Below are 23,190 nucleotides of genomic sequence, written 5' to 3' on the forward strand. Positions count from 1 at the left end.
GGTCCGTGTGCTGCCGCATAGTGAAGGAATGCAGGTGACAGCCGTGGTCCAGCAGTGGTTGGCCCGTCACGCGCGGCTGCGCGACGCGCTGCCCGGCGTGCTGGTCGTCCTCGTGGCGGTGGCGGCGGGTGCCGTCGGAACGGGAGGCTCCGGATGGCATGCGCCGCGGTTGGGCGGCGTCACCTGGACGGCGCTGGCCTGCGCGCCCCTCGTCGTCCGTAACCGGTGGCCACTGCCCGTCGTACTCGTCACGTTGGCCGTGGACCTCGTACACATGGCCCGTACGCCGGACTTCTCGCTTTCTCCGGCGGCGAGCCTGGTCGCTCTCTACACGCTCGCCACCCGCAGCAGCCGACGAACCGCATGGGCCGTCGGCGTAGCCGCCACGCTCGTGATCACAGCGGTGTTCGCCGTCACCCACTCCCAGTCACCGGTCTCGGGTGACACCCTCCTCCGCTTCGACCTCGCGATCGCTGCCACGGCGCTGGGCATCGCCAGCCGCAGTCGTCGTCTCCGCCTGGACCGGGCCGAGGCACGCGCGGAACGCGCCGAACGGACCCGCGAGGCGGAGGCCCGCCGCCGGGTCACCGAGGAGCGTGTCCGCATCGCCCGTGAACTCCACGACGTCGTCGCCCATCACATGACCCTGGTCAACGCGCAGGCCGGGGTGGCCCACCACCTGCTGCGCACCGACCCGGAGATCGCCTACCAGGCACTCGCCCACATCAAGGACAACAGCCGCACCGCGCTCGACGAACTCCGCGCCACTGTAGGTCTGCTGCGTCAGCCCGACGACGCGCCGGACTCCCGGGTGCCCATTCCGGGACTGGCCGACCTCGACTCCCTGATCACCAATCTCCGAGCGGGCGGCCTGCCCGTGGAACTGGAACGCACGGGCCTGCCCCGGCCCGCGGCACCCACCACCGAGCTGACGGCCTACCGCATCGTCCAGGAGGCCCTCACCAACACCCACAAACACGCCTCGGCCAACCATGTGAAGGTCACTCTGGACTACGGAACCGACACCTTGCGGATCACCGTCACCGACGACGGACTCCCCGGGACCGCCCAGGACTCCGGCACCGCCCGTGGTCCCGGCACGGGTCACGGCCTGATCGGCATGCGCGAACGCGCCGCCGCCATCGGCGGGACGGTCATCGCCGGCCCCCGGCCGGAGGGCGGCTTCCGGGTTCACGCGGAGCTGCCCCTCGTACTCACTCCGCGCCCATGAACCGCCCTTGAAAGGCTCCCGATGACCATTCGCGTCCTGCTCGCCGACGACCAGGCCCTGCTGCGCGGCACCTTCCGGCTGCTCATCGACACCCAGCCGGACATGGAAGTCGTCGCCGAGGCGTCCAACGGCCGTGAGGCCCTGGAACTGGCCCGGTCGCAGCGGGCCGATGTCGTGGTGATGGACATCCGCATGCCGGAGGTCGACGGCATCGAGGCCATCAGGCTCATCGGCCAGGACGAGGATCTGGCCGGGGTGAAGGTGCTCGTCCTCACCACCTTCGAGATGGACGAGTTCGTCGTCCAGGCCCTGCGCGCGGGAGCGAGCGGCTTCCTCGGCAAAGGCGTCGAACCGGCCCAGCTCCTCGACGCCATCCGCCTCGTCGCAGCCGACGAGGCCCTGCTCTCCCCCGCGGCCACCAAGGGATTGATCGCGCGCTTCCTCGCCCAGCCCTCTCCCGGCAACCTGGCCGGCGGCGAACGGCTCTCCACTCTCACCCCGCGGGAGCGGGAAGTCATGACACTGGTCGCCACCGGTCTGTCCAACGACGAGATCGCCGAACGCCTCTTCGTCACCCCGGTCACCGTCAAGACCCACGCGAACCGCGCCATGGCGAAACTCGGCGCCCGGGACCGCGCCCAACTCGTCGTCATCGCCTATGAGACCGGCCTCGTCCGTGCCGGAGAGGAACGGGCCTGAGCCGGTGGGAAACGGCCCCTCGGGCACCTCTTCTCCATGTGCTCCTGCAAGGGCACCCTTCAGACCAGCACCCGATTTCCCGCCCGGAGCGGCCGTCAGTCGTCGGGACGGGACCCCGCGCCTCCAGGGCGTCGGCGTGCCCATAGCGTGCCCGTAAGACGGGCCAACCAAGGTCACGAACGGTGCGGTCCCTCCCTCCGGGCTCGGCACCAGAGGACGTTTGCCCAGGTCAAAGCCGCCCGGTTTCCCAAGCGCCGTCGCTTCCCAAGCTCAGAGCGCGAGTTCGATTCTCGTCACCCGCTCCATGCTGAAGGCCCAGGTCAGAGACCTGGGCCTTGTTGTTGTGTGCGGCGATCGCGGCCGCCGGCGACCTCTTCTTGCCGCTCGTCGTCAGAGTGCCGCTGGATCAGCGCGGCATTCTCAGAGGAATGCCCGGCACGGACCATCGTGTCCTTGAGCGTGGCGCCGGGTCGGGTCGAGAGCGCGTGCCCGGTGTGGTGAAGGTCGTAGAACCGGGAGCCCTCCGGCATGCCGACGATGCCCCTCGCCAGTGGCGATACGGATGGTGGCATGCGATGGGTCCGGTCGGCGGCCCGTAGATGCCTCGGTGGCGCATGGTCGCATTTCCGGGGATTGCTCCTCCCCGACGGATCGTGACAGGTGGGCCCGTACCTGGTGAGCTCGGTGACCCGGTAGGGAGGCGGTCGAATCACGTGGCCTGAGGGGGCATGGGCTTGCCGGTCAGGCAGGGCGGGCACAAGCACGTGCCTGCCATGCGTTCGGATTGCCCGATATATTTCGTTCAACTCCTTTGTCATGCGTGAGTTGTCTCAACCTCGCACTGAGTCCCCTGTTCCTGTTGGTGGTACGTGCGTACGAAGACTTAACTGTTCTCTGCTGCAGTTGCTGAAGCGCCGAACGCCACGGGGGAGCACGGAACATGGGCATCATGCTGCCGGACATCGTCGACCAGGCACTCGACCTTGCGGGCATCGACTGGCCGAACGTGGACGAGGACGACTACACGGATATGGCGGACTCGCTCCGTGAGTTCGCGGACAAGTTCGAGGGCCACGGCGGCGATGCACGCAAGGTGATCACGCGGATCCTCAGCTCCTCGGAGGGCTGGGCGGTCGACGCCATGGAGCAGCACTGGTCGTACGTGAAGACCAGTCATCTGGAGAAGATCCCGGATGTGGCACGGACGTTCGCGTTCGTGTGTGACCGGATCGCCGAGATCATCATCGCGATGAAGACGAAGGCAGCGGTCGAGCTGACCGTTCTCGCCGGGACGATCGTCGCCGAACTCGCCGCGTCCGGTGTCACCTTGGGTATCTCGGCCGCTGCTGCCGCGGGCGAGGTCGTCCTGATGCGGCAGCTCGTGAAGAGGCTGGTGAAGGAGGCGATTGAGGAGATCGTCGCGGAGATCGCCGCCAAGCTGGCGGAGCCGGTCACGGCGAAACTGGAACAGCTCGCCGCCGATGCGGCGCTCGATCTGGCCGAGAGTGCGTTCCACCCCAGCGGCGGGGGGAGCGGCACTCCGGGTGGCATGACCCTTGCCTCCGCGGGCGGCGGGGGCGGGGGCGGCGGTGCGGGCAAGCGGACCCGTATCGACCACGCCGAGTTCGAGGACGGTGCCGGCAAGCTCTTCCTCCACGGCGGGGACCTCGGCAGCAAGGCCCATATCCATCTGCGCAAGGCGAAGGGCGCGTTCGGTCGGACGAAGGGCCGGGACGGGTTCACCAAGACCTTCGACCACGCCCTGGAGAAGGCGCTCGACGCCGCCACCAAGTCGGTCACCCGTACGGCCAGGCACATCAGCGACGAGATCCCACAGCGCGTGAAGGCAGCCTCCCGGCACCAAAAGGAAATCGACCACAAGATCGGCAAACAGGCTGACGGCATCAACGTGAACAAGGTCGATCCGCGCGGTTCAGCAGGCGGTGGCGGCGGAGGGGGCGGGAACGGCGGTGGCGGCGGAGGGGGCGGCGGGAACGGTCCTCGGCGCATGAACCCGCAGCCCGGCTGGCACGGCAGAAGCGCCGGTCGGATGCGACACTACCGTCGTGACGCCATGCAGGTCGATCACCTCGGCCCGGAAGAGCAGCGTCGGGCGCTGATCCAGGAGGCGAAGGATCTGGCGGACGAAGCACAGAAGGCTCCCAACGGGGCGGACGGGCAGCCTGTGCTGGGCAAGGGCAGAATCAAGCAGGGGTGTTCGGGAGCCTTGCTGCACGAAGGGATCCTGACGGGACACACCAGTGTGTCGAGGCTGAAAAAGAATCCCCAGAACCCGGATCCGCAAGAGAATCTGGATACACATCCCGCCCTGCAGTCCGTCCTGGACGACATCGACCGACAGACACAGGCCGAGGGTGGAAATACGGGTGTCGGGCACGGAAAGTGCGCTGAAGTGGCGCTGATCTCCGACCGACTGCACGCTATATCAGAGCGTGACGGTGTCGACGTACGGACCACCGATGACATCAGAAGGGTGATGGAGGGAGCACAGGTGCATACGCGGCAGATCGGCGACATGAAACCGGACAAGCCTGGATTCTTGAGCCACGGGGAGTACAAGCCGCCCTGCGCCTCCTGCGCGCGCATGCTTCCGCTGATCGGCGTCACCGCTGTTTGACCTGGAAAAGGATAAAACTGTGTCCGCATTGAAGTCGCCCGAGGCAGTTGACGCCTGGCTGGCGAAGGCCGGATGGCACCCGGGCCGTAGGTGTGACGACCTCGCCGCCACCGAGATCGAGGACTGTCAGGCATCATTCCGCAGGGACGGCGGCAGTCTTGACGTCATCCAGCCCGCTCTCGATTTTCTGCGCGAGCATGTCGGCCTTGTGGCACCCCTGCACGACTCTCCCGAAGACACTGTGATGTTCCTTCCGGCCCTCATGTACCGGGGCGCAGCGGAAGACGTTCAAGAACTCGCCGACGGACTGGGGAAAAAGGTCTTCCCCGTCGCGCACGACACGTACGACGGCGGCACGATCCTCACGGACGAAGCGGGGCGGTTCTTCTACCTGCATCACAGCGGTGAATACTTCCTCGGAAATGACAAGTACTCGGCGTTCATGAATTACTCGCGTGGCTATCCGCTCGAACACGCGGAGGACTACTATGCCTGAGCATATTCCGATGACCGCCGCGTCCCTGCTGGTGAACGGCAAGATCTTCAGCCAGACCGACCTCGACGCGGATTCGGACCCGGATCTACATCCTGCGGTTTCCGAGTTTTTTCAGCAGCTTCCTGCCGCGCAGCGGGAACCGTTCATGGGTTACTGCGCGGAGACCGCACTTATCTCCGATCAGTTGTGGGGCTTGGACGAGCAGCTTCCGAGCGGGGGGAGAACGACCCTCGACGATGCGACGGGGCATTTTTCGGGGTCGGCCATAGTGACGAGAAAGATTCGCCCCGAAGGAGATCCGGAGCACGGACGTCATGCGAAACCGTGCCGATCTTGCACAGCTCTGCTGGAGCGTCTCGGCATCGAAGTGGTGGACGAGTGACTCAGCACCACCGGGCTGCGGAGAGGATCGGTTGGACCGCAGGGAGGAACGTCGAGCAAGAGGCGATGCAGGCAGCGCTGCGGCTTGCAGCGATGGCGGAGAGCTACGGAATGTCTCTGTCGCTGTTTCCTGCCGCGAAAGCCTTTCTGAGTGAGTTCTACGGCCTCGATCACCGGCCGGTGGAACCGGGCCGGGAGGTGGCCTCTATCGGGTTTTCCATCGATCCGGAGAAGGCCAGGTTCCAGCTCATCAAGTTGGACCACCTGTCCGCCGGGCTCCGCGTGGCTTTGTTCCCGGTCGGTGTGACCGAAAACGACTCCGTGCTTGCTGTGGGCGAAGAGGGACAACTTCTCTCTTTCGGTCTCGGTGGCTCCTGGCACATGGGGGACTGTGCGCTCGAAGGCATCGAGAACATGATCACCGGGTTGGCTCCGCGCAGGCTTCGCGAAATCGCGCATGCCTGGGACTTGAAGTCGGCGGCGGCCGTCGGTCCCGTTGTCGGAGCCGTGCAGGCAGCGCTGACGGCCGTGTATGTGTTGCACCATCACGGTATTTACAGCGCCAGGAGCGTCTGCCTGACTCTGACCACTCTGCGTGGCAGTGGCATCGAGATTGCCCGGCGGTCGATCGGCATACCGAATGGTCTCCTGGATGAGGCGCTGTCGCCGATCGTTCGTGACGTGGAGGAGATCCTTGCGGCCCACGCCGACGGCGTGGGCTGTGAGGTGAAGCTGACCGTAGAGGTGCCCGGCGTGCATGCGGAAACCTCGCCCGGTCTGGTCAGGTTCTCGGCCCGGTTCGGACATGTGGCCATGCAGACCAACGACGTCGAGGCCAGCCTCCGCGTCGGAGCGGGTGCGCAAACCGGCAGCCTCCACGTACGAGTCGTCGACGCTCTGCGCGGCCTGAAGCAGATGTCATGAGAGGCGGGGCTCTGCTGAGGTGCTTGACATGCGAGCCGAGGTCCCCCGGACCGGGAGGGTCTGCCGGCTGCCGCCGACATGGCACTACGGCGCCGTGCCCACAGCGTGCCCTTGAGAGCGGACAACAACGGTCAGCAGCAGTGCGAACGCACCCTCCCAGGACCGCCACAGAATCGCATAACCGCAGGTCAACAGGGACGCGGTTGTCCAAGCGCCGTCGCTTCCCAAGCTGAGAGCGCGAGTTCGATTCTCGTCACCCGCTCCATGAGAAACCCCCAGGTCAGAGACCCGGGGGTTGTTTGTTGTCTCGACCACTGGGCGGGCCGCGCACCACATCCGCACCACAAGCGGCGGCTAGCTGCCGGTGGGCTTCTCCTTCTCTGGGGTCCTGGTCGCCGACGGATCGTCGATGTCGACGGTGACGACCACACCGGATGTCGACGTAAAGGTGGCTTCCCGGCCTGCTACTTCGATGGTGCGGAACGGATCCACCTCCTCCAGGAAGACCGCCCATACAAGGCCGCGATCGGAATGGACCCGGCCGAAGAAGCCGTCCGAGCCGTACGACCCCTCCCCCGCCCACAGGACGTCACCGTCGGCCAACTCATGACTGCTCAGTCCATCGACACGAGCCACGAGATCCGGATCTTCTGTCAGCAGTTGTTCGACGTCGAGCGCCTCATTGATACGCAGTATCGGATCTGTCCGGGAGACCGACACCGCGTATGCCCTGCCATCGGCGAAGTAAATGCCGTCCACTGCTGGAAGTTCATACTTTCGCCTCACCACAAAAAATCGCCTTCATCAGGTCGTTCCGAAGCCCAGGTGGTGCTGGACCAGACCCTGTAGATCCGTCAGCACCGCGGCACACGCCACACCCGGATGCGTCCGCTACAGCGCCGACGGTGTGTCACCGCCGGGTGGGCTCCGGATGGTGAGAGGCGAGGGCCCAGATCACGAACACGTTGATGGCCATGACGATGATCGACCACAGTGGCTGGTACGGCAGGAACAGGAACTGCGCGATCAGGCTCAGCGATGCCAGGGCGATGCCGACGGCGCGGGCCCAGGAGGCGCGGGAGAGGATGCCCCCGCCCGTGATGGCGGCGATGACGCCGAGGATCAGCAGGATCCAGCCCCAGCCGGTGAGGTTGATCTTGTAGACGTAGTCGCCGATGCGGGCGTAGACGTCGTCCTTGGCGATCGCGGAGATGCCCTGGAAGATCGCCAGAATGCCGTTGACGAGCAGCAGGACGCCGGCGAAGGTGGCGCCGCCGGTGGCCAAGGCGCTGTGTCCGGTGGGGGGCGGGCCGTAACCGCCGGACGGTGCTCCCGGGTGAGACTGTGCGGACATGGTCGCACTCCGTTCTCCCGTGGCGGGCGGCATCCAGGCGGCCCGCCTCACGTGCTTCGACCTTCCGCTCCCCGGCGGCTCGCGGCCACGAGGGCTGAGCCGATCGGGTGATGCGCGCGTGGCGAGCCGTCTCCGGGCAGTCGTGGTCGAGGAACCCGTACGCGCCCAGGGCCCACACCGCGCGCCCGTCCCGGTCCTGGATCACGCTCTCCGCAGCCGTGCCCAGGAAACCGCGCCGCGCGTCCTCGAGTCCCGCGTGTCCCGCGTTGGCCTCCGCGACCTGGCGCTCCGCGGGCTTGGTGTCGGTGGTCTGCGTCCTGTCGAACCCCTCGCGGGCGCCGTGGGAGGGCCGGCGGCCCGGACGGTCGCGGCCGTGACACCCTCACCCGGCCCGTACGTCCGCACGACCGCACGTACTCCACGGTCCGTGGCAGTACCCCGTGGGCGGATCTGAGCCCCTCACCACGTAGAGAAGCTCACACCACGCGGCGCGTCTTCCGCACCAGGTGCAGGGCGTGGGCGGGGCGGGAAAATTCCGTGGCTCTTCGCGGCAACCTTTTCGGCCTCTCGGACCACTCGGTGGTGTCCGGCCAGGTGGCCCGGTCAGACGCACGGCTGAAAGAGAGCACACGCATGCCCCTTGAACGAGAGCACAGAGATGTCACCAGGCCGCCCAGGTCAGCGGTGGTGTCAGGCGCCGGTGGCCGCCGTGCCGACGGCCCCCGCGGTGGTCGCCCGAGGCATCGTGGCCGTCGGTTGCTCGCGCGTCGGGGTTTCTGGGCGGGCCTGGCCATGGTGGTCGTGGCCGGGTCCGCCGTCGTGGTCAGCCAGGCTTCGGCGGAGCAGACCCTGGATCTGAAGAAGTGGTACGTCCTGGTCAACCGCGGCAGCGGCAAGGTGCTGGACGACCGCGGCTTCGCCACGAACGACGGCGCGGCGGTGGTGCAGTGGGCGCGCCACGGCGGGGCCAACCAGCAGTGGCGGTTCATCGACGCGGGTGACGGCTACTACCGGCTGCAGAACCGGAACTCCGGCAAGGTGCTGGACGACCTCGGCTGGTCGAAGACCGCCGGCTCCGCCATCGTGCAGTGGAAGGACCTGAACGGCATCAACCAGCAGTTCAAGCTGGCCAAGTCGTCGGACGGCCACGTGCGTCTGGTCAATCGCTTCAGTGGCATGGCCGTCGGGGTCCGCAAGTCCGCCAAGGCCGACGGGGGCGTCGTCGTCCAGGACCGCGACCGGGGCGGCGCCGCTCAGCAATGGCAACTCGTCCCGGCCGGGAGTGCCGGCACGCAGCCGTCGTCTCCCCCACCCGGTCACACCGGCGCGACGACGCGCTTCATGGGCAGCAGCAGGGTGCTCATCGGCGGCTCGATGACCGACGCCTCGGCGGCCGCCGCGCCGTTCGACATGCGCTACGCCTACGTGCACAGCCAGCCCGCGCCCTCGTCGGCCTACTATTCGGCAGCGCGCTGCCAGGACGGGTGGTCGAACTGGTGGGGCTGCTGGAACGGCAGCACCACGGCGCCTGGCACGTATGTGACCTGGCGGGACACCGAGGTGGCCCACGCGACGTACAAGGGCCGTCCGCGTCCGCAGAAGATGCTCTGGACGTGGTACTCGTTGCGTGACCTCGGGGATCTGGCAGGCGAGGGCGACGGCCCGGGCGAGGTCAAGGCCATCAACAGGGTCGACCTGCTCACCCGGTACCTGAACGACTACCGTTTCTTCCTCCAGAAGATCGGCACGTCGCGCGACGCGATCGACCTCGAGCCCGACTTCTGGGGCTACGTCCGGTCGCTCGGTGATCCGCACCAGGTGGCCGCGCAGGTCTCGGCCGCGAATCCGACCGATTGCGGATCACAGGAGAACAGCGCCGCCGGACTCTCCCGCTGCCTGATGTCGATGGCGCGCAAGTACGCGCCGAACGCCGCCGTGGGACTGCACCTTTCCTGCTTCGACTGGCAGACCAGCACGCAGGCATGCGTCAAGGACTACGCAAGGCTCGGGGCACAGAACGCCGACTTCCTGGTCAGCGATGTGACGGACCGCGACGCGGGCTGGTACGCACAACCGACCCACGGCGGCCGTGACACCTTCTGGACCGATCAGAAGGCCGCCGCCGCGCTGAAGTTCTACAAGACGATGGCCGAGTCCGTGGGCAAGCCGGTCGTCCTGTGGCAGATCCCCGTGGGCAACATGGCACAGAACAACACGCTCAACCATTACAAGGACGACAAGGTGGACTGGTTGTTCGCGCACCTGGACCAGGTGGCGAACGCCCATGTCGCCGGCTTGTTCTTCGGTGCGGGGCAGCAGGAACAGACGTCGGTCGAGTCCGACGGCGGAAACCTGATCCGCAAGACGATCGCCTATGGCGACTCGGGCGGTACGGCCCTCAAGTAGTCGAAGCCGATGAAATGCGCCCCCGTCGAAGAGACGGGGGCGCATTTCATCATCTTCGCGGGCTGAGGATTCCTCAGCGCGCGGTCAGCGCTTCAGGGTGAGGACGCCCGGCCGGTACGGCAGGTTGTCGTAGGGGGTGTCCTTCGGTGTGTCGGGGGACTTGCCCTGGTAGAGGAGTTGCAGGTTGCAGGGGTCGATGGTCATGGTCTGGTCGGGGTTGTCGCGGACCAGGTCGCCGTGGCTGATGTCGTTGGTCCAGCCGGCGCCGCTGTTGGCCTTGCCCGCCGCTCATGACCGTGGTGTACGACGAGCCGAAGGTGCCCGGGAAGTTCCCGATCGGCATGCTCGCCCGGTAGATCTTGCCGTTGTCACCGGCGAAGAACAGGTACATGTTCTTCTCGTCGGCGATCAGGGTCTGCGGTAGCTGAAGGGCCACGGACCCCACTGGTACGCCAGCACCCAGATGTTCTTGGGCGCGAAGTAGAACAGTGTGGGCGCCACCGCTTTCTGGTTCATGCCGGTCTGGCGGGCCGACGCCATGTCCGGCCAGTTCGTGAAGGGGCTGAACGCCATCGAGCCGTAGGACGACCCCGACGCGTACGACGCGTAGACCAGGTGCTTGCCGTTGTACGTCACGTTGGTGAAGTCCTTCAGCGCGGCCCAGCCGTTCGCCGGCTGCGCCAGGGCGCCCGTGGACGACCACCGGTACGTCGACGGAAGAGCGCACGTGCTGCCCCCCGTCAGCGCGGTCGACCTGAAGTTCCAGCGCTGGTTGGCGCCGCCGCCCGCGTCCCAGATCTGGACGGGAGTGCCGTTGGCGGTCCGGCCGCCGGGGGTCTCCAGCGCCCGGCCGCTGGCGACGTTGGTCAGCGTGTAGGAGCCGTCGCTGTTCCGGTGGGCCCGCCAGTGCTGGTGGGCGCCGCCGCCCGCGTCCCAGACCCGCGTCCTCGTCCCGTTGCCCGTCTGGTTGGCAGGCTCCTCCAGTACCCGGCCGCTGGCGACGTTGGTCAGCGTGTAGGAGCCGTCGCTGTTGCGGCCGGCCCGCCACTGCTGGTTGGCGGCACCGCTGGCGTCCCACACCTGGAGCGGGGTGCCGTTGCCGTTGTATCCCGCGGGCTCGTCGAGAACGCGTCCGGCGGCCACGTCGGAGAGCGTGTAGACCGTGCCGGAGGTGATGCCCCCCTCCGCCGTGCCGCCGCCGCTGCCGCCCAGGGCCGTGAGCACCGCGCTGTAGGCGGGCTTCTTGTTGCCGCCCGCGTCGAACAGCAGCGGGTTCTCGTCCGAGCGCCAGGAGTCGCTGTCGCGGATGCCCCACACCGTGATGCCCGTGCAGCGAGCGACGTCCAGGCAGGCCTTGACCGCGTCGGTGTACGCGGTGGCGGACGCCTGGGCGATGTCGAGCTCGGTGACCTGGACGTCCACGCCGAGGGCGGCGAATTTGGACAGGGTGGTCCGGAAGCTCGCCGGAGGGCCGCCGGCGCCGAAGTGGCTCTGGAAGCCGACGCAGTCGATGGGCACGCCGCGGGACGTGAAGTCCTTGACCATCTTGTAGACGCCCTGCGTCTTGGCGTCGGACCAGTTCTCGATGTTGTAGTCGTTGTAGCAGAGCTTGGCCGCGGGGTCGGCCTTCCGGGCGGTGCGGAAGGCCTCCTCGATGAAGCCGTTGCCGAGCACGTCCTGGAGTTCCCAGCTGCGGTGCTGGCCGCTGCCGCCGTCGGCGAAGGCCTCGTTGACGACGTCCCAGGCGTAGACCTTGCCCTTGAAGTGGCTCATCTCGGTCGTGATGTGGTTGTTCATCACGCTGCGCAGGGTGTTGGCGTCGGTGATGGACTTCACCCAGCCGGGCAGCTGCCGGTACCACAGCAGCGTGTGCCCGCGCAGCCGCTGGCCGTGTGCGGCGGCGTGGCCGGCGATCGTGTCGGCCGGGCCGAAGCGGAAGTTCCCGCGGGAGGGTTCGACGGTGTCCCACTTCATCTCGTTCTCGGGGGTGACCATGTCGAACTCCCGGTCGAGAACGGTGGAGTACGTCGAGTCGCCGAGTCTCCCGGCAGCCACGGCCGTACCGAAGTACCGGCCGCTGCCGGCCGCCGCACCGGCCAGGGACGGCGTGCGGGCATCCGGCGTGCGTGCGGCCTGGGCGACCAGGGGCACGGCGGCACCCGCGGCGGCGAGGACCACGGCGGCGGCCAGCACGCGGCGGGTAGCCGGACGGCGGCGATGAGAGCGGTTCTGATCTGACAAGGGCATGTCCTTCTGGCACAACGGGCCGAGATCCGGCCTCGGTTACTCGCCAGTCGCCGCCCCGCGTACAAAGGTTGCCGTGATCGGGGGAAGAGATCATCTGCTCACGGGCGCGTGCGTGTTCGTCGGTGCCACCGGCCCCCTCGACCCGACAGTCGAGACCCCCGGGCAGGTATGCGACCGGGTCCTGGCCGTCGCCCGGGTGAAGGGAACCGCGCTCGCCGCCACGGCCCTCGATTTCCGACGGCGCGAGGAGCACGCACGTGGATGGCCCTGGGCCGGACCTCGTACGTCTGATCCGAGGGCCCCGTTCGGGGGACACCGCGTCTAACCCGCCGGTGCCTGGGCATCGCTGGGACTGACCGTACCGGTTACCCGACAGAAGGAAACCCCGTGTCTCTTCGTACCGTCACGGCGGCCGCCGGCGCCGCCTGCAGTGCCCTGGTCCTGCTGCTGACCGCGCCCGGCTCGGCCTCCGCGGCGACCGGCCAGTTCCGCTACACCTACACCACCGACGAGGGGTACGACGCCGTCGGCTTCCTGAACAACCCCGCGAGCGGCCGGTGCGTCAACCTCCCGACGCCCGCCGCCGGGCCCGGCACGGTGTCGAGGGCGCCGAAGAACCTCACGGACTCCACCGCGACCGTCTTCCTCGACGCCGACTGCGGAGGCGACACCTACTACACCCTGCGGCCTGGCGCGGGAGCGTCCGACCGCCTGCTGCTGCGCTCCGTCGCCTTCTCCTGAACGGCCCGCCGCCCACCGTCGTGATCGTCGCCCGGCCGGTCCCGCCCGGGCGTCCGGAGAAAATTCGGCACGATGGGTGGGCATGAGGTGGTTGTTGCCGGGTAGGCGCGCCCGTGAGGGCCTGCCCACCGGGGGCGGGCGTGGATGGCAGGGGAGGCCTGGGATGACGACGGCACTCGTCGGGACGGCGACCGGCTCCGTTACGGAGCTGCCGGAGATCGCGGACCCGCAGAAGATCGCACCCCAGGACGCCCGCGAGCTGACCAAGACGTTCCTGGACCGGCTCGCCGTGCTGGAGGAGGGCACGCCCGAATACCAGTACGCGCGCAACACGCTCATCGAGATGAACATGTCGCTGGTGCGCTTCGCCGCCCGCCGGTTCCGCAACAGCGGTCAGGACATGGAGGACGTCGTCCAGGTCGGCACGATCGGCCTGATCAAGGCGATCGACCGGTTCGAGATCGCCCGTGACGTGCAGTTCACCAGCTTCGCCGTGCCGTACATCGTCGGTGAGATCAAGCGGTTCTTCCGGGACACCTCCTGGTCCGTCCATGTGCCGCGGCGACTTCAGGAGGCCCGTACCGAACTCGCCAAGGCGAGCGAGGAGCTGCGCAGCCGGCTGGGGCGGGCCCCCAAGGTCTCGGAGCTGGCCGCCCTGATGAACCTCACGGAAGAGCAGGTCGTGGAGGTCCAGATCGCGGCGAACGGCTACAACTCCGCCTCTCTCGACGCCGCGATCACCGGCGACTCCGAGGAGGGCGAGGCGGCCCTGTCCGAGTTCATCGGCGAGGAGGACACCGCGCTGGAACTCGTCGAGGACTTCCACGCCCTCGCCCCGCTCGTCGCCGAACTGGACGAGCGGGAGCGGCGGATCCTGCACCTGAGGTTCGTGGAGGAGCGGACCCAGGCGGAGATCGGCAAGGAGCTGGGCGTCTCGCAGATGCACGTCTCCCGGCTCATCTCCCGCATCGTGGCCCGGCTGCGCTCGGGGATGCTCGCCACCGGGTGAGCCGGCCCCGCCTCCGCGCGGGCAGGCGTACGCCCGTCACGAAGCACGCTCGCTTACCGGACTGCCCGGTCGGGAGCCGCGTCGACGCGGCTGCCGACCGGGCAGTCCCGTGCTCCCGCCGCGACCGCCGAGGGCCCGGTGCCGCCGGCCGCGCGGGCGGCTCGCGCTCCGGCCGCCGACCGTCCCCGCCGACCCTGCCGTCCCTCCCGTCGGACGGATCTCCTCCGGTCGGTTCCGCCCGGCTTCCTACGATGACCCACCGGAGGTGGTTGTCCGGCGGCTCGTCGGGTACCGCGTGTGGATGAAGGTGGTATCGGCATGCGCAGGCCCTTACTGAAAGCGATGTGTTCGTGACTCGTCTCGGCGGCATCGGGGACGACCGGCCGAACGGACCGGGGGACGATCTCCTGGCCGTCGCGCGGGCGATCGCCGATGCCGTGGACGGTCTGGCGCACCTGTGGGCGGTGGCCGCCCAGGGCGCGAGTCTGCGGCTGTCGCCGCACCAATTGCGGGCCCTGCGGATCCTGGAGGCCGAGCCGGGGCTCAATCTCACCGCGCTGGCGGAGGGCATGGAGATAGGCCCGCCGACCGCGAGCCGGCTGTGCGACCGGCTGGAGGCGGCGGGACTGCTGGAGCGGCTGCTGCATCCGCACAAGCGGCGTGAGGTGCAGCTCGTTCTCACGGGGCGCGGCCGGCAGGTGCTGAGCGAGGTGGCCGAGCGCAGATCACGGGCGCTCGCCGTGGTCCTCGCCGGCATGGACCCCGCCGCCCGGGAGGCGCTGAGCCGGGGGATGCGGGCCTTCCTGACCGCTCGGGACGGTACGGGCGCGCGGACCGACGGGGCGCCGCCCTGACCGCGGCGGCCGTGACCGGCCGGGCGGCCTCACCGGGGCCCGCCCCGACGACACCGGTGACGCCGTACCGGCACCCGCCCCCGCCCCCGCCCCAAAGGACACGTGCGGCACCGTCGGTGTCCCGCGCGAAGGCCGCGCGTTCTTCCCGGATGCGCCGGACCACGTCGGTTCCCGGGCCGGTGACCGCCGTCGGCGGGCGGCCGGTTCCCTGTGACGCGGAGGTCCCGGGCCGCTCATGGCGAGCCCGTGCGGGGCGAGGGCACGGCGGAGACCCATTCGGTGATGGTGACGGTGGTACCCCGGCCGGGACGGCTGTCAAGGGCGAATTCCTGGACGAGCCGTCTGGCGCCGCTCAGGCCCAGACCGAGGCCGCCGCCGGAGGTGTAGCCGTCGGTCATCGCCAGGTCGATGTCGCTGATGCCGGGGCCGGTGTCGACGAAGGACAACCGCAGGCCGCACCGGGGGCCGCCCTCTCCCAGCCGGGTGATCTCCATGTGCCCGCCGCCGCCGTGGACGAGGGTGTTGCGGGCGAGTTCGCTGACGGCGGTCACCAGCTTCGTCTGTTGTACGAGTCCGAATCCGAGGTCGGTGGTGATCCGGCGCACGTGCCGGCGTACCTGGGCCAGGTCCGCGTCCGAGCCGATGGGCAGGCAGGCGGCCGAAGCGGGTGGGGCATGCATCACGCACCCTCTTCCGGGTGGGCGGATGGGATGGCCGGGGGGCCGCAGCCCGGCGGGGACAGGGCCCTGTCGACGTCCGGTGCCGTGCCGTACTCCGCCACCTTCATCGTCTCCCTGCTGTGGGCGTCCCCGGCCGGCCGACGGCAAGCCATCCGACAATTATTGCCACGCGGCAAGCATCGAGGGAAAGGTGTACGGAGGCCAACACGCGATCGTCACAACCGGTCGCGGCCCGCCGCTCACGTACCGGCCGGCCTTCCGTGCCAGTCCAGGCACACCACCAGGGCGTCGTCGTCGGGGACGGATTCGCCGCGGTGGCCGGTCAGCTCCCGCAGGATCGCACGCGGCACCTCGGCGGCGGGCAGCAGCCGGGTGGAGTGGATCGCGCGGGACAGGGCCGCGTCCCCGTACGCCTCCCCCTTCGGGGAGGCCACGGCGTGCACCCCGTCGCTGACGAAGACGAGCCGGTCACCGGGCCGGACCTGGAATTCCTGGGCCACGTAGTCGGTCTCCTCGAACATGCCCAGCGGCAACTGGGCGTCGAAGGTGACGTGCTCCACGGTGCCGTCCCGCAGCCGCAGCAGCCGGGGCGAGCCCGCGTCCACGACACCGGCGCGGCCGGTGGCCAGGTCGAAGTCGAACATCAGCACCGACAGATAGCAGCGGCCCCGGTAGTGGGCGTAGACGGCCTGGTCCGCGAGTGCCGCCTGGTCGGCGATGGAGATACCGGCGCGCCGGGCGTTGCGCAGCGCGTTGATGGCGAGGTTCGTCAGCAGCGACGCCTCTATGCCCTCGCCCATGCCGTTGGTGACGTAGAGCATCAGGCGGTCGGCGGTGGCGGACCAGTCGAAGTTGTCACCGAAGATGGCGTACGCGGGCTCCAGTTGCGCCCCCAGCTCGTACTCGGAGCGGGAGCAGGAGCGGCCGGGCAGCAGCTGCCACTGCATCTCGGCGGCCAGCGTGAGCCGGTCCTTGCGGCGCGCCCGCAGATACAGGTCGGTGTCGCGCTCGGCCACGAGCACCTCACGCCCCAGCACATCGGCGAGGTCGGCCAGTTCCGCCTCGAAGCGGCGGACGGCCTCGCCGCCGGGCAGGGTCACGGACAGCACCCCGAGCCGGTCGCCGCGCACACTGACCGGGAGGTGCAGCCGCGCCCGCCCGTCGCGCCGACCCTCGCAGTACGGCCGCTGCGAGCCGAAGGCGCGGCCGGCCGGGCTGTTGTGCACCGGAACCGGCTCCAGGGTGTGCGGCGGGTCCGACACCGGCTGGAGCACGGTCAGTCCGTAGTCGGCCAGGAAGAGCTCGACGTCCTCCGCGCCGTACTGTTCCGTCAGTACGGCACGGGTGGCGCCGAGCAACGCGTCGGGAGCCGCCGTGCGCAGGGCGCGTTCAGCGGCCACGAATCTGTTCATAGGGGAGTAATCACCAATCTTTCGCCGGACAACGTTCGTGCCTCGTCACGAGGCCGGTCTCCCGCGCGCGTCGCGTCGGGCCCCTCGGGGCGCCTGGGGCCCGCGCGCGTGCCTAGTACGCTGAGAGGCGCCCGAGTGCCTGCGAGAGTGTGACCGTGACTGCCTTCCGCCGCCGTCCAGAGCCCGACGAGGTCGCCCGTGTGACCACGACGGCCGTCGAGCTGCTGGAAGTCGTGTGGGGGCGCGCCTCGACCGCGCCCACGTCCGCGTCGCAACTGCGCGTGCTGCACGTCCTGGAGCACCACGACGGCATCAACCTGCGCACGCTCGCCGAGTCCCTGGCGTCCACCCCGCCGTCCACCAGCAGGCTGTGCGACCGGCTCCAGGCCGCCGGTTTCATCGAGCGGGCGGCGAGCCCGGAGGACAGGCGCGAGGTGCGCCTGCACCTCAGCGGCCGGGGCCGCGCCTTCCTCGCCGACCTGCGCTCCCGCCGGGAGGCGGAGTTGCGGAAGGTGCTCGCGGATATGCCCGCCGCCAAGCGGATCGCGCTGCTGGAGGGGCTGGAGGCGTTCTGCGCCACCGCGGCGGCGCAGATACCCGACGACGCCCCGGAGTCCGGCAGCCGGACCGCCTGAACCACCGTTCGCGGTACCGGTGCCACCGTTGCCTCGCGGCGACGGCGGTCGGCACACGGAGCGACCTCCCTCCACCGGAGCATTCCAGGTCCTTCCCCGCGCACGTCCGACACGGTTACTTTGTTGCCTCACGGCTATTGTTGTCAAACGGCAACAGTACGTCCGACAGCCCTTTCACCGACTCGCATACCCCGTGACGGCCCGTTCTGCCGGTGGTTGTGCGCCATGTCTCCGAAAGGGGGTCGCGGCGCACGTCCGGAGCCATCGCGGGAAACCGCGACGCGCGACACCGCCCGGCGCTCATAGGGGCGGACGGTCGGGCAGTCAGGGCCACGCAGCCAGACGGTCAGGCGGCTTCGGACGACCGTCGGCCCGTACGTGCGGCTGTAGCGGCCGTGCGTCCGCCTCCCCGGATCAGGCGGAGGTGACGTGCGGCGCCATGACGGGCGCCGGTACGGCGTGGTGGCCGCGGCGAGCGCGTCAGCCAGTCCTCGACGCGGTCCATGCCGAAGAGCAGCAGTCCCAGGACCGGCAGCAACAGGCTCGCGACGATGGCCATGCTCGGGCTCCTTCCCGGCGGACAGCCCCGGACGGGTGCCCGCACGGGGAGCGGCTACCGGACGCTCGTGTGAACATGCTGTGTGCTTGCCGCCAGACCGTCCCGGGTGACCCATACGGCCGCATGTGGCCTTCGTCTCCCTTCCCGGTCGCGGCGGGTCCGCCGGCGGTCCGTTCCGCCGGCGCCGGGAGCGGCCGGTCACGGGCCGTCGTAGGAGGTCACAGCGCCGCGGGCGGCGGCGGTCGACGGTAATACCGCGCCTCCGTGAACCAATATCTGTGGTGGCAACGTAAGAAATCGACGCGGCGCGCGATAACTATTCCCACGGCCACAGGCGGGGCGGAATTGCGCCCAGCACACGGCCGGTGCCGACGTGCTAGTGTCGTCATCAGTTGCAGGTGTGGTTGCCAGAAGGTTTTTCCGACGGTTGATCATCACGGCGACACGGAATACGCACAGGGCGTATTCCCGACACCGTCTCCGAAGGAGAAATAAAATGGCTAATGGCACCGTGAAGTGGTTCAACGCGGAAAAGGGCTTCGGCTTCATCGAGCAGGACGGCGGCGGCCCCGACGTCTTCGCCCACTACTCGAACATCGCCACCCAGGGCTTCCGCGAGCTGCTGGAAGGCCAGAAGGTGTCCTTCGACATCGCGCAGGGCCAGAAGGGCCCGACGGCCGAGAACATCATTCCTGCCTGACCCGCAGGTCTGACGCATACATCGCAGCTGGGGCCCGCACCTTGGGGTGCGGGCCCCGGCTCGCTTTTTTACCAGGGTGATCCGACCCTGTCATTTTCGGCCCGTTCTCGCGATTCTCTGCGCCGCTCGTACTGCCGCGGAAATTCCTTGATACGCGCCCGCATCGAGGAAGGTTCCGCATGAACCGCACCCGTACCACCAGCACCCGTACCACCCGTACCTACGACCGCTTCGGCGGAAGTGGCGCCGCCGGCCGCTCCGGCGGTGGTCCGCGCCGCTCCGGCGGTTACGGAAAGCGACAGCCCGCGCAGGGCGAGTTCGCGCTGCCGAAGACCATCACGCCCGCGCTGCCCGCCGTCGAGGCGTTCGCCGATCTCGGCATGCCGGAGCCGTTGCTGGCCACGCTCGCCAAGGAAGGCGTGACCGTACCGTTCCCCATCCAGGCGGCGACCCTGCCGAACTCCCTGGCCGGCCGTGACGTGCTCGGCCGCGGCCGTACCGGGTCGGGCAAGACCCTCGCCTTCGGCCTCGCGGCACTGGCCCGTACGGCGGGCCGGCGCGCCGAGCCGCGCCGTCCGCTGGCCCTGATCCTCGTCCCCACCCGGGAACTGGCCCAGCAGGTCACCGACGCGCTCGCGCCCTACGCCCGCTCCGTGCGCCTGCGGCTCGCCACCGTCGTCGGCGGCATGTCCATCGGCCGGCAGGCCGGTGCGCTGCGGACCGGCGCGGAGGTGGTCGTCGCGACGCCCGGCCGGCTCAAGGACCTCATCGACCGGGGCGACTGCCGGCTGGACGACGTCACCGTGACCGTCCTCGACGAGGCCGACCAGATGACCGACATGGGCTTCATGCCCCAGGTCACCGCCCTGCTCGACCAGGTGCGTCCCGACGGCCAGCGGCTGCTGTTCTCGGCCACCCTGGACCGCAACGTCGATCTGCTGGTCCGCCGCTACCTGACCGACCCGGTGGTGCACTCCGTCGACCCCTCGGCAGGCGCCGTCACCACGATGGAGCACCACGTGCTCCATGTGCACGAGGCGGACAAGCACCGCACCACCACCGAGATCGCGGCCCGGGACGGCCGGGTGATCATGTTCCTGGACACCAAGCACGCGGTGGACCGGCTGACCAAGCACCTGCTGAGCAGCGGTGTCCGCGCCGCGGCCCTGCACGGCGGCCGGTCCCAGCCGCAGCGCACCCGGACCCTGGCCCAGTTCAAGGACGGTCACGTCACCGTCCTGGTGGCCACCAACGTCGCGGCCCGCGGCATCCACGTCGACAGCCTCGACCTGGTCGTCAACGTGGACCCGCCGAGCGACCACAAGGACTACCTGCACCGTGGCGGCCGTACGGCCCGCGCCGGGGAGTCCGGCAGCGTCGTCACCCTGGTGACCCCCGGCCAGCGTCGCGGGATGACCCGGCTGATGGCCTCGGCCGGCATCACCCCGCACATCACCCCGGTCCGCTCGGGCGAGGCGGAGCTGAGCCGCATCACCGGCGCCCAGGCGCCCTCCGGCGTCCCGGTGGTCATCACCACGCCGGTCGCGGAACGCCCCCGCCGCGCCTCGTCGCCGTCCCGCAACCGCAGGGGCGCCGGCGGCCAGGGCCGTCCCGCCGGCGCGGGCACGCGCCGCAGGGCACAGCGGCGGCCCGGCAACGACGCGGCCGCCTAGACCGGCGCCGCCCGGAAGACCCCCGGTCTTCCGGGCGCCCCGGCTCCGGGCCGTCCCGCCTCTACCGAAGGAGACACCTCTTGACGCCAGCACGGACGCAGCACCGCATGCCGGACCCCGCCCCCGTGACCGCGGACGGGGATGTCGAGGGGCACGAGCCCCGGGTGTGGGACGACATGACCGTCGAGGTGGCCCTGGCCGTCATGGCGGGTGCCCGGGTCGAGTACCTGACCGTGTGCGACGAGGACGACCGGAGCACGGGCCTGGTCACCCTGGTCCGCCTCGCCGGGCTCCGCGACAGTGCCGCGTACACGGACCGGATCCGGCTGCGGGACGTCCTCGACGGATCGCTGTCCCCGGCCGGTGCCCGCCCCGGTGACGCCGGCGCGTACGGCCGGACTCCGGGCGTACTCGCCCTCTCGCGCTGATCCGCCTCGCCGGCCCCTCCCCTTCCCCCCGACTTCTCCCCTGTGAGGCATCCATGCGCTGTGTCATCGCCCGGTACCCGTTCGAACTGACCAGAACGGGGGTGCTGGACTCGATGAAGGGCGTCAAGCCCGAGCCCGTCACGGGGGCGTCCGTGACCATCGGCCGCCGGCGCTACCCCGCCAAGCAGGTCGGCCGGATCCTCACCCGGCAGGACCCGCGGGACTTCACCGCCGGCGAGGTCACCCGGGCCATGACACGGCTCGGTTTCACCTGCCACGACCAGCCCGCGGCCGCGTCCGTGGACCTGGGCGCGGGCCTGGGCGTGCCCGGTGCGCTGCGGACCGCGTCGGCGCTGCTCGGCGGCCCCGGCCCCGTGGCCGTATGACGACGGGCGGGAGACCGCCCTCGGGATCCCGGTGGGGGCCCTGCCGACACATGTCGGCAGGGCCCCCACCGCTATGTCGCCGTCCGTCCGGGAAACGCCGGCCGGGCGAAGGGGCCGGGACGGCGTCTCACCTGTCTCACGGTTCTCACGGTCTCACCGGTCGGAGTAGCTGAGGTCGCCCACGGACCAGGCGCTGACGTCCTTGATCGCGACCCGGTACATCCCTCCCGTCTCCGGGATGCCGAGGCTGCCCTGCAGGATCCGGGCAAGGTGGAAGTGCAGATGTGTGGGCGCCTCGCCGCGACCGGACCGGGGCCCTCGCGGATCCGGGCCGAAGACGCCCGCGAACGGGCCGAGCCGGTCCGAGTCCTTCAGGACCTCCGCCACCCGCTCCCGCCACACGGCCTCGGGAGCCAGCCGGCCGGTGATCACGGCGCCGCCGACGACCACGGTCAGCGACATCTGATTGCTCCGCTCGGACTCCACAGCGGCGGAGATGGCGACGAGCAGCTCATCAGGGTTCGACATGACAGCAGAGCTTATGCGGCCCGGCGGCCCCCGCACCCACCGCGGGGCGGGAAGCGGTCGCACGGTCGACGGGAGGCGGCTCCCGGCCCCACCTGCGAGGAGTCGCTCACGGCAAGATTCACCCTCCGCCGAACGATGGAAATCTAGTCTTGTCGCAGTAGATTTTTGTCTCCGACAGGGGTACGGTCTCTTTCGTAGACAGGGATCGAGCGAGACCCGCCAGACACGAACTGGCGGGCGGCGGCCGTAGCGTCCCCGACGCTGCCGGAGAAGCCGCCAACAGCAGTACCGGTTCGTTCAGTGGATTGTCCGAGAGGAACGGAGGAGCTGACGCCATCAGGATCGCCCGGCCCGAGAGGCACTCGGCCCGGGTACCGCAAGGCCCCGGAATGGATGGTGGTCCCCGGTCACGCAACTGCGATCCCCCGCTCCGCCCTGCCGGGCCGGATAGCGGGAACAGAAGGTCGGCACAGCAGTAGGGCCGACAGATGGTGTTGAATTTCCTTCGGGGCCCTGGTGCCGTACGGCATCAGGGCCCCTCGACGCGTTGCACAGCGAGGTGACATGACATCGGACAACCCTCTGAATGATCGTCTGGACGACGACGACTACCCCGCGTACACGATGGGCCGGGCGGCGGAGATGCTCGGCACCACCCCGGCGTTCCTCCGGGCCATCGGTGAGGCCCGGCTGATCACCCCCCTCCGCTCGGAAGGAGGACACCGCCGGTACTCCCGCTACCAGCTGCGGATCGCCGCTCGCGCGCGCGAGCTCGTCGACAGAGGGACCCCGATCGAGGCCGCGTGCCGCATCGTCATCCTCGAGGACCAGCTCGAGGAAGCGCAGCGCATCAACGCCGAGTACCGCCGTGTCGCCAGCGAATCGGCGGGCGGCTCCGGCGCCGGCTGAGGGCGCGGTCGGCGGAAACCCCGGCTCATGGACCCGGTGTCCCGCCGGGCGGCGAGCTTCGGGTGGTCGGTGTCCGGGAGCCAGTCGCGCCCCGGGGTGTACTCCGGCCGGCGGCGGGCGCGGCCGGCCTTCGCGAAGCCGCGCGGCAGGGTGCCGAGCAGCGGGCGCCGGGAGGACTCCCGCCGAGCCGGCGACCACGCGTACGCGTACAGCGGTGCCGGCTCCACCAGTGGTACGCGGCGCAGGCCGACGTGGTCCGGCAGCGGCGCGTCGGCGGGGAAGACGGTGAAGCTTTCGGGG

Annotated in this window: 22 protein-coding genes and 3 pseudogenes; 16 read left to right on the forward strand and 9 right to left on the reverse strand. The window is 69.5% G+C overall.

Annotation, left to right across the window (positions count from 1 at the left end; translation table 11 throughout):
* Positions 1-28: 28 nt before the first annotated feature.
* Positions 29-1,231 carry a sensor histidine kinase gene (locus tag IH25_RS0135505; protein ID WP_030620667.1) on the forward strand — a complete coding sequence of 401 codons (1,203 nt, stop codon included), beginning with the start codon at positions 29-31 and terminating at the stop codon, positions 1,229-1,231.
* Positions 1,232-1,252: 21 nt separating this feature from the next.
* Positions 1,253-1,930 (forward strand): response regulator, encoded by a 678-nt coding sequence (locus IH25_RS0135510; RefSeq protein ID WP_030620670.1) that lies wholly within the window; start codon positions 1,253-1,255, stop codon positions 1,928-1,930.
* Positions 1,931-2,250: 320 nt separating this feature from the next.
* Here the strand turns inward: IH25_RS0135510 and IH25_RS40305 are convergent.
* Positions 2,251-2,478, reverse strand: a pseudogene (locus IH25_RS40305) (tyrosine-type recombinase/integrase); the annotation flags it as partial.
* Between the two features lie 392 nt (positions 2,479-2,870).
* Between IH25_RS40305 and IH25_RS38140 the strand changes: the two are divergent.
* From IH25_RS38140 to IH25_RS0135530, 4 genes are read left to right on the forward strand one after another with little or no spacing between them, the layout of a single operon-like run.
* Complete coding sequence (locus IH25_RS38140; protein ID WP_037656277.1) at positions 2,871-4,568, forward strand: YwqJ-related putative deaminase; 1,698 nt, start codon at positions 2,871-2,873, stop codon at positions 4,566-4,568.
* Between the two features lie 19 nt (positions 4,569-4,587).
* A complete protein-coding gene (locus tag IH25_RS0135520; protein ID WP_030620673.1) occupies positions 4,588-5,064 on the forward strand; it encodes an SUKH-3 domain-containing protein in 477 nt (158 codons plus the stop codon).
* A 10-nt stretch (positions 5,065-5,074) separates the two neighbouring features.
* Positions 5,075-5,446: a YwqJ-related putative deaminase gene (locus IH25_RS0135525; RefSeq protein WP_342447394.1), complete on the forward strand. Its 372-nt coding sequence runs from the start codon at positions 5,075-5,077 to the stop codon at positions 5,444-5,446.
* The gene (locus tag IH25_RS0135530; RefSeq protein ID WP_030620678.1) at positions 5,443-6,369 is read left to right on the forward strand and encodes an SUKH-3 domain-containing protein; all 927 of its coding nucleotides are present in this window, start codon (positions 5,443-5,445) and stop codon (positions 6,367-6,369) included. The genes IH25_RS0135525 and IH25_RS0135530 overlap by 4 nt, the downstream gene beginning before the upstream one ends.
* Positions 6,370-6,723: 354 nt before the next feature.
* On the opposite strand, the gene IH25_RS0135535 is transcribed toward IH25_RS0135530, so the two are convergent.
* Both IH25_RS0135535 and IH25_RS0135540 read right to left on the reverse strand, forming a co-directional pair.
* A complete protein-coding gene (locus IH25_RS0135535; RefSeq protein ID WP_051754365.1) occupies positions 6,724-7,128 on the reverse strand; it encodes a hypothetical protein in 405 nt (134 codons plus the stop codon).
* 151 nt (positions 7,129-7,279) lie between these two features.
* Positions 7,280-7,723: a DUF7144 family membrane protein gene (locus tag IH25_RS0135540; protein ID WP_037656279.1), complete on the reverse strand. Its 444-nt coding sequence runs from the start codon at positions 7,721-7,723 to the stop codon at positions 7,280-7,282.
* A gap of 792 nt (positions 7,724-8,515) precedes the next feature.
* Here IH25_RS0135540 and IH25_RS0135545 point away from each other — a divergent pair.
* A complete protein-coding gene (locus IH25_RS0135545; protein WP_030620684.1) occupies positions 8,516-10,129 on the forward strand; it encodes an RICIN domain-containing protein in 1,614 nt (537 codons plus the stop codon).
* 84 nt (positions 10,130-10,213) lie between these two features.
* On the opposite strand, the pseudogene IH25_RS41845 reads toward IH25_RS0135545, so the two are convergent.
* Both IH25_RS41845 and IH25_RS42695 read right to left on the reverse strand, forming a co-directional pair.
* A pseudogene (locus IH25_RS41845) lies at positions 10,214-11,341 on the reverse strand (non-reducing end alpha-L-arabinofuranosidase family hydrolase).
* A gap of 63 nt (positions 11,342-11,404) precedes the next feature.
* Positions 11,405-12,376, reverse strand: a pseudogene (locus IH25_RS42695) (endo-1,4-beta-xylanase); the annotation flags it as partial.
* A gap of 387 nt (positions 12,377-12,763) precedes the next feature.
* Between IH25_RS42695 and IH25_RS0135555 the strand changes: the two are divergent.
* The 3 genes from IH25_RS0135555 (at position 12,764) to IH25_RS0135565 (ending at position 14,980) form a co-directional block, all read left to right on the forward strand.
* On the forward strand, positions 12,764-13,117 hold the full coding sequence (locus IH25_RS0135555) for a hypothetical protein (protein ID WP_030620687.1): 354 nt from the start codon (positions 12,764-12,766) through the stop codon (positions 13,115-13,117).
* A gap of 163 nt (positions 13,118-13,280) precedes the next feature.
* Entirely contained in the window at positions 13,281-14,126 is an 846-nt protein-coding gene (locus IH25_RS0135560) for an RNA polymerase sigma factor SigF (RefSeq protein ID WP_030620689.1), read from the forward strand.
* A 350-nt stretch (positions 14,127-14,476) separates the two neighbouring features.
* Positions 14,477-14,980 (forward strand): MarR family winged helix-turn-helix transcriptional regulator, encoded by a 504-nt coding sequence (locus IH25_RS0135565; RefSeq protein ID WP_030620692.1) that lies wholly within the window; start codon positions 14,477-14,479, stop codon positions 14,978-14,980.
* A 233-nt stretch (positions 14,981-15,213) separates the two neighbouring features.
* Here IH25_RS0135565 and IH25_RS0135570 read toward each other — a convergent pair whose 3' ends face one another.
* Together IH25_RS0135570 and IH25_RS0135580 are read right to left on the reverse strand one after the other, a co-directional pair.
* A complete protein-coding gene (locus IH25_RS0135570; RefSeq protein WP_030620695.1) occupies positions 15,214-15,660 on the reverse strand; it encodes an anti-sigma regulatory factor in 447 nt (148 codons plus the stop codon).
* 239 nt (positions 15,661-15,899) lie between these two features.
* The gene (locus IH25_RS0135580) at positions 15,900-17,072 is read right to left on the reverse strand and encodes a PP2C family protein-serine/threonine phosphatase (RefSeq protein WP_030620698.1); all 1,173 of its coding nucleotides are present in this window, start codon (positions 17,070-17,072) and stop codon (positions 15,900-15,902) included.
* 200 nt (positions 17,073-17,272) lie between these two features.
* Here IH25_RS0135580 and IH25_RS0135585 point away from each other — a divergent pair, with 200 nt between their 5' ends.
* Positions 17,273-17,707: a MarR family transcriptional regulator gene (locus IH25_RS0135585; RefSeq protein WP_030620700.1), complete on the forward strand. Its 435-nt coding sequence runs from the start codon at positions 17,273-17,275 to the stop codon at positions 17,705-17,707.
* A 346-nt stretch (positions 17,708-18,053) separates the two neighbouring features.
* Here the strand turns inward: IH25_RS0135585 and IH25_RS0135590 are convergent, their stop codons facing one another.
* Complete coding sequence (locus IH25_RS0135590; protein WP_030620703.1) at positions 18,054-18,266, reverse strand: hypothetical protein; 213 nt, start codon at positions 18,264-18,266, stop codon at positions 18,054-18,056.
* A gap of 496 nt (positions 18,267-18,762) precedes the next feature.
* Between IH25_RS0135590 and IH25_RS0135595 the strand changes: the two genes are divergently transcribed.
* From IH25_RS0135595 to IH25_RS0135610, 4 genes are all read left to right on the forward strand, one after another.
* Positions 18,763-18,966 carry a cold-shock protein gene (locus IH25_RS0135595; protein WP_030620706.1) on the forward strand — a complete coding sequence of 68 codons (204 nt, stop codon included), beginning with the start codon at positions 18,763-18,765 and terminating at the stop codon, positions 18,964-18,966.
* A 179-nt stretch (positions 18,967-19,145) separates the two neighbouring features.
* Positions 19,146-20,639, forward strand: a complete 1,494-nt coding sequence (locus IH25_RS0135600) for a DEAD/DEAH box helicase (protein ID WP_030620710.1) — start codon at positions 19,146-19,148, stop codon at positions 20,637-20,639.
* A gap of 107 nt (positions 20,640-20,746) precedes the next feature.
* Positions 20,747-21,067, forward strand: a complete 321-nt coding sequence (locus IH25_RS0135605; RefSeq protein ID WP_030620712.1) for a CBS domain-containing protein — start codon at positions 20,747-20,749, stop codon at positions 21,065-21,067.
* A 53-nt stretch (positions 21,068-21,120) separates the two neighbouring features.
* Positions 21,121-21,453: an SCO5918 family protein gene (locus IH25_RS0135610; protein ID WP_030620715.1), complete on the forward strand. Its 333-nt coding sequence runs from the start codon at positions 21,121-21,123 to the stop codon at positions 21,451-21,453.
* A 153-nt stretch (positions 21,454-21,606) separates the two neighbouring features.
* Here the strand turns inward: IH25_RS0135610 and IH25_RS0135615 are convergent, their stop codons facing one another.
* Positions 21,607-21,981, reverse strand: a complete 375-nt coding sequence (locus IH25_RS0135615) for a hypothetical protein (RefSeq protein ID WP_030620718.1) — start codon at positions 21,979-21,981, stop codon at positions 21,607-21,609.
* Between the two features lie 564 nt (positions 21,982-22,545).
* On the opposite strand from IH25_RS0135615, the gene IH25_RS0135620 reads away from it, so the two are divergent.
* On the forward strand, positions 22,546-22,890 hold the full coding sequence (locus IH25_RS0135620) for a helix-turn-helix domain-containing protein (RefSeq protein WP_030620721.1): 345 nt from the start codon (positions 22,546-22,548) through the stop codon (positions 22,888-22,890).
* The last annotated feature ends 300 nt before the right edge of the window (positions 22,891-23,190 follow it).

This window comes from Streptomyces achromogenes subsp. achromogenes (assembly GCF_000720835.1).
In the GTDB taxonomy this organism is placed as follows: Bacteria; Actinomycetota; Actinomycetes; order Streptomycetales; family Streptomycetaceae; genus Streptomyces; species Streptomyces achromogenes.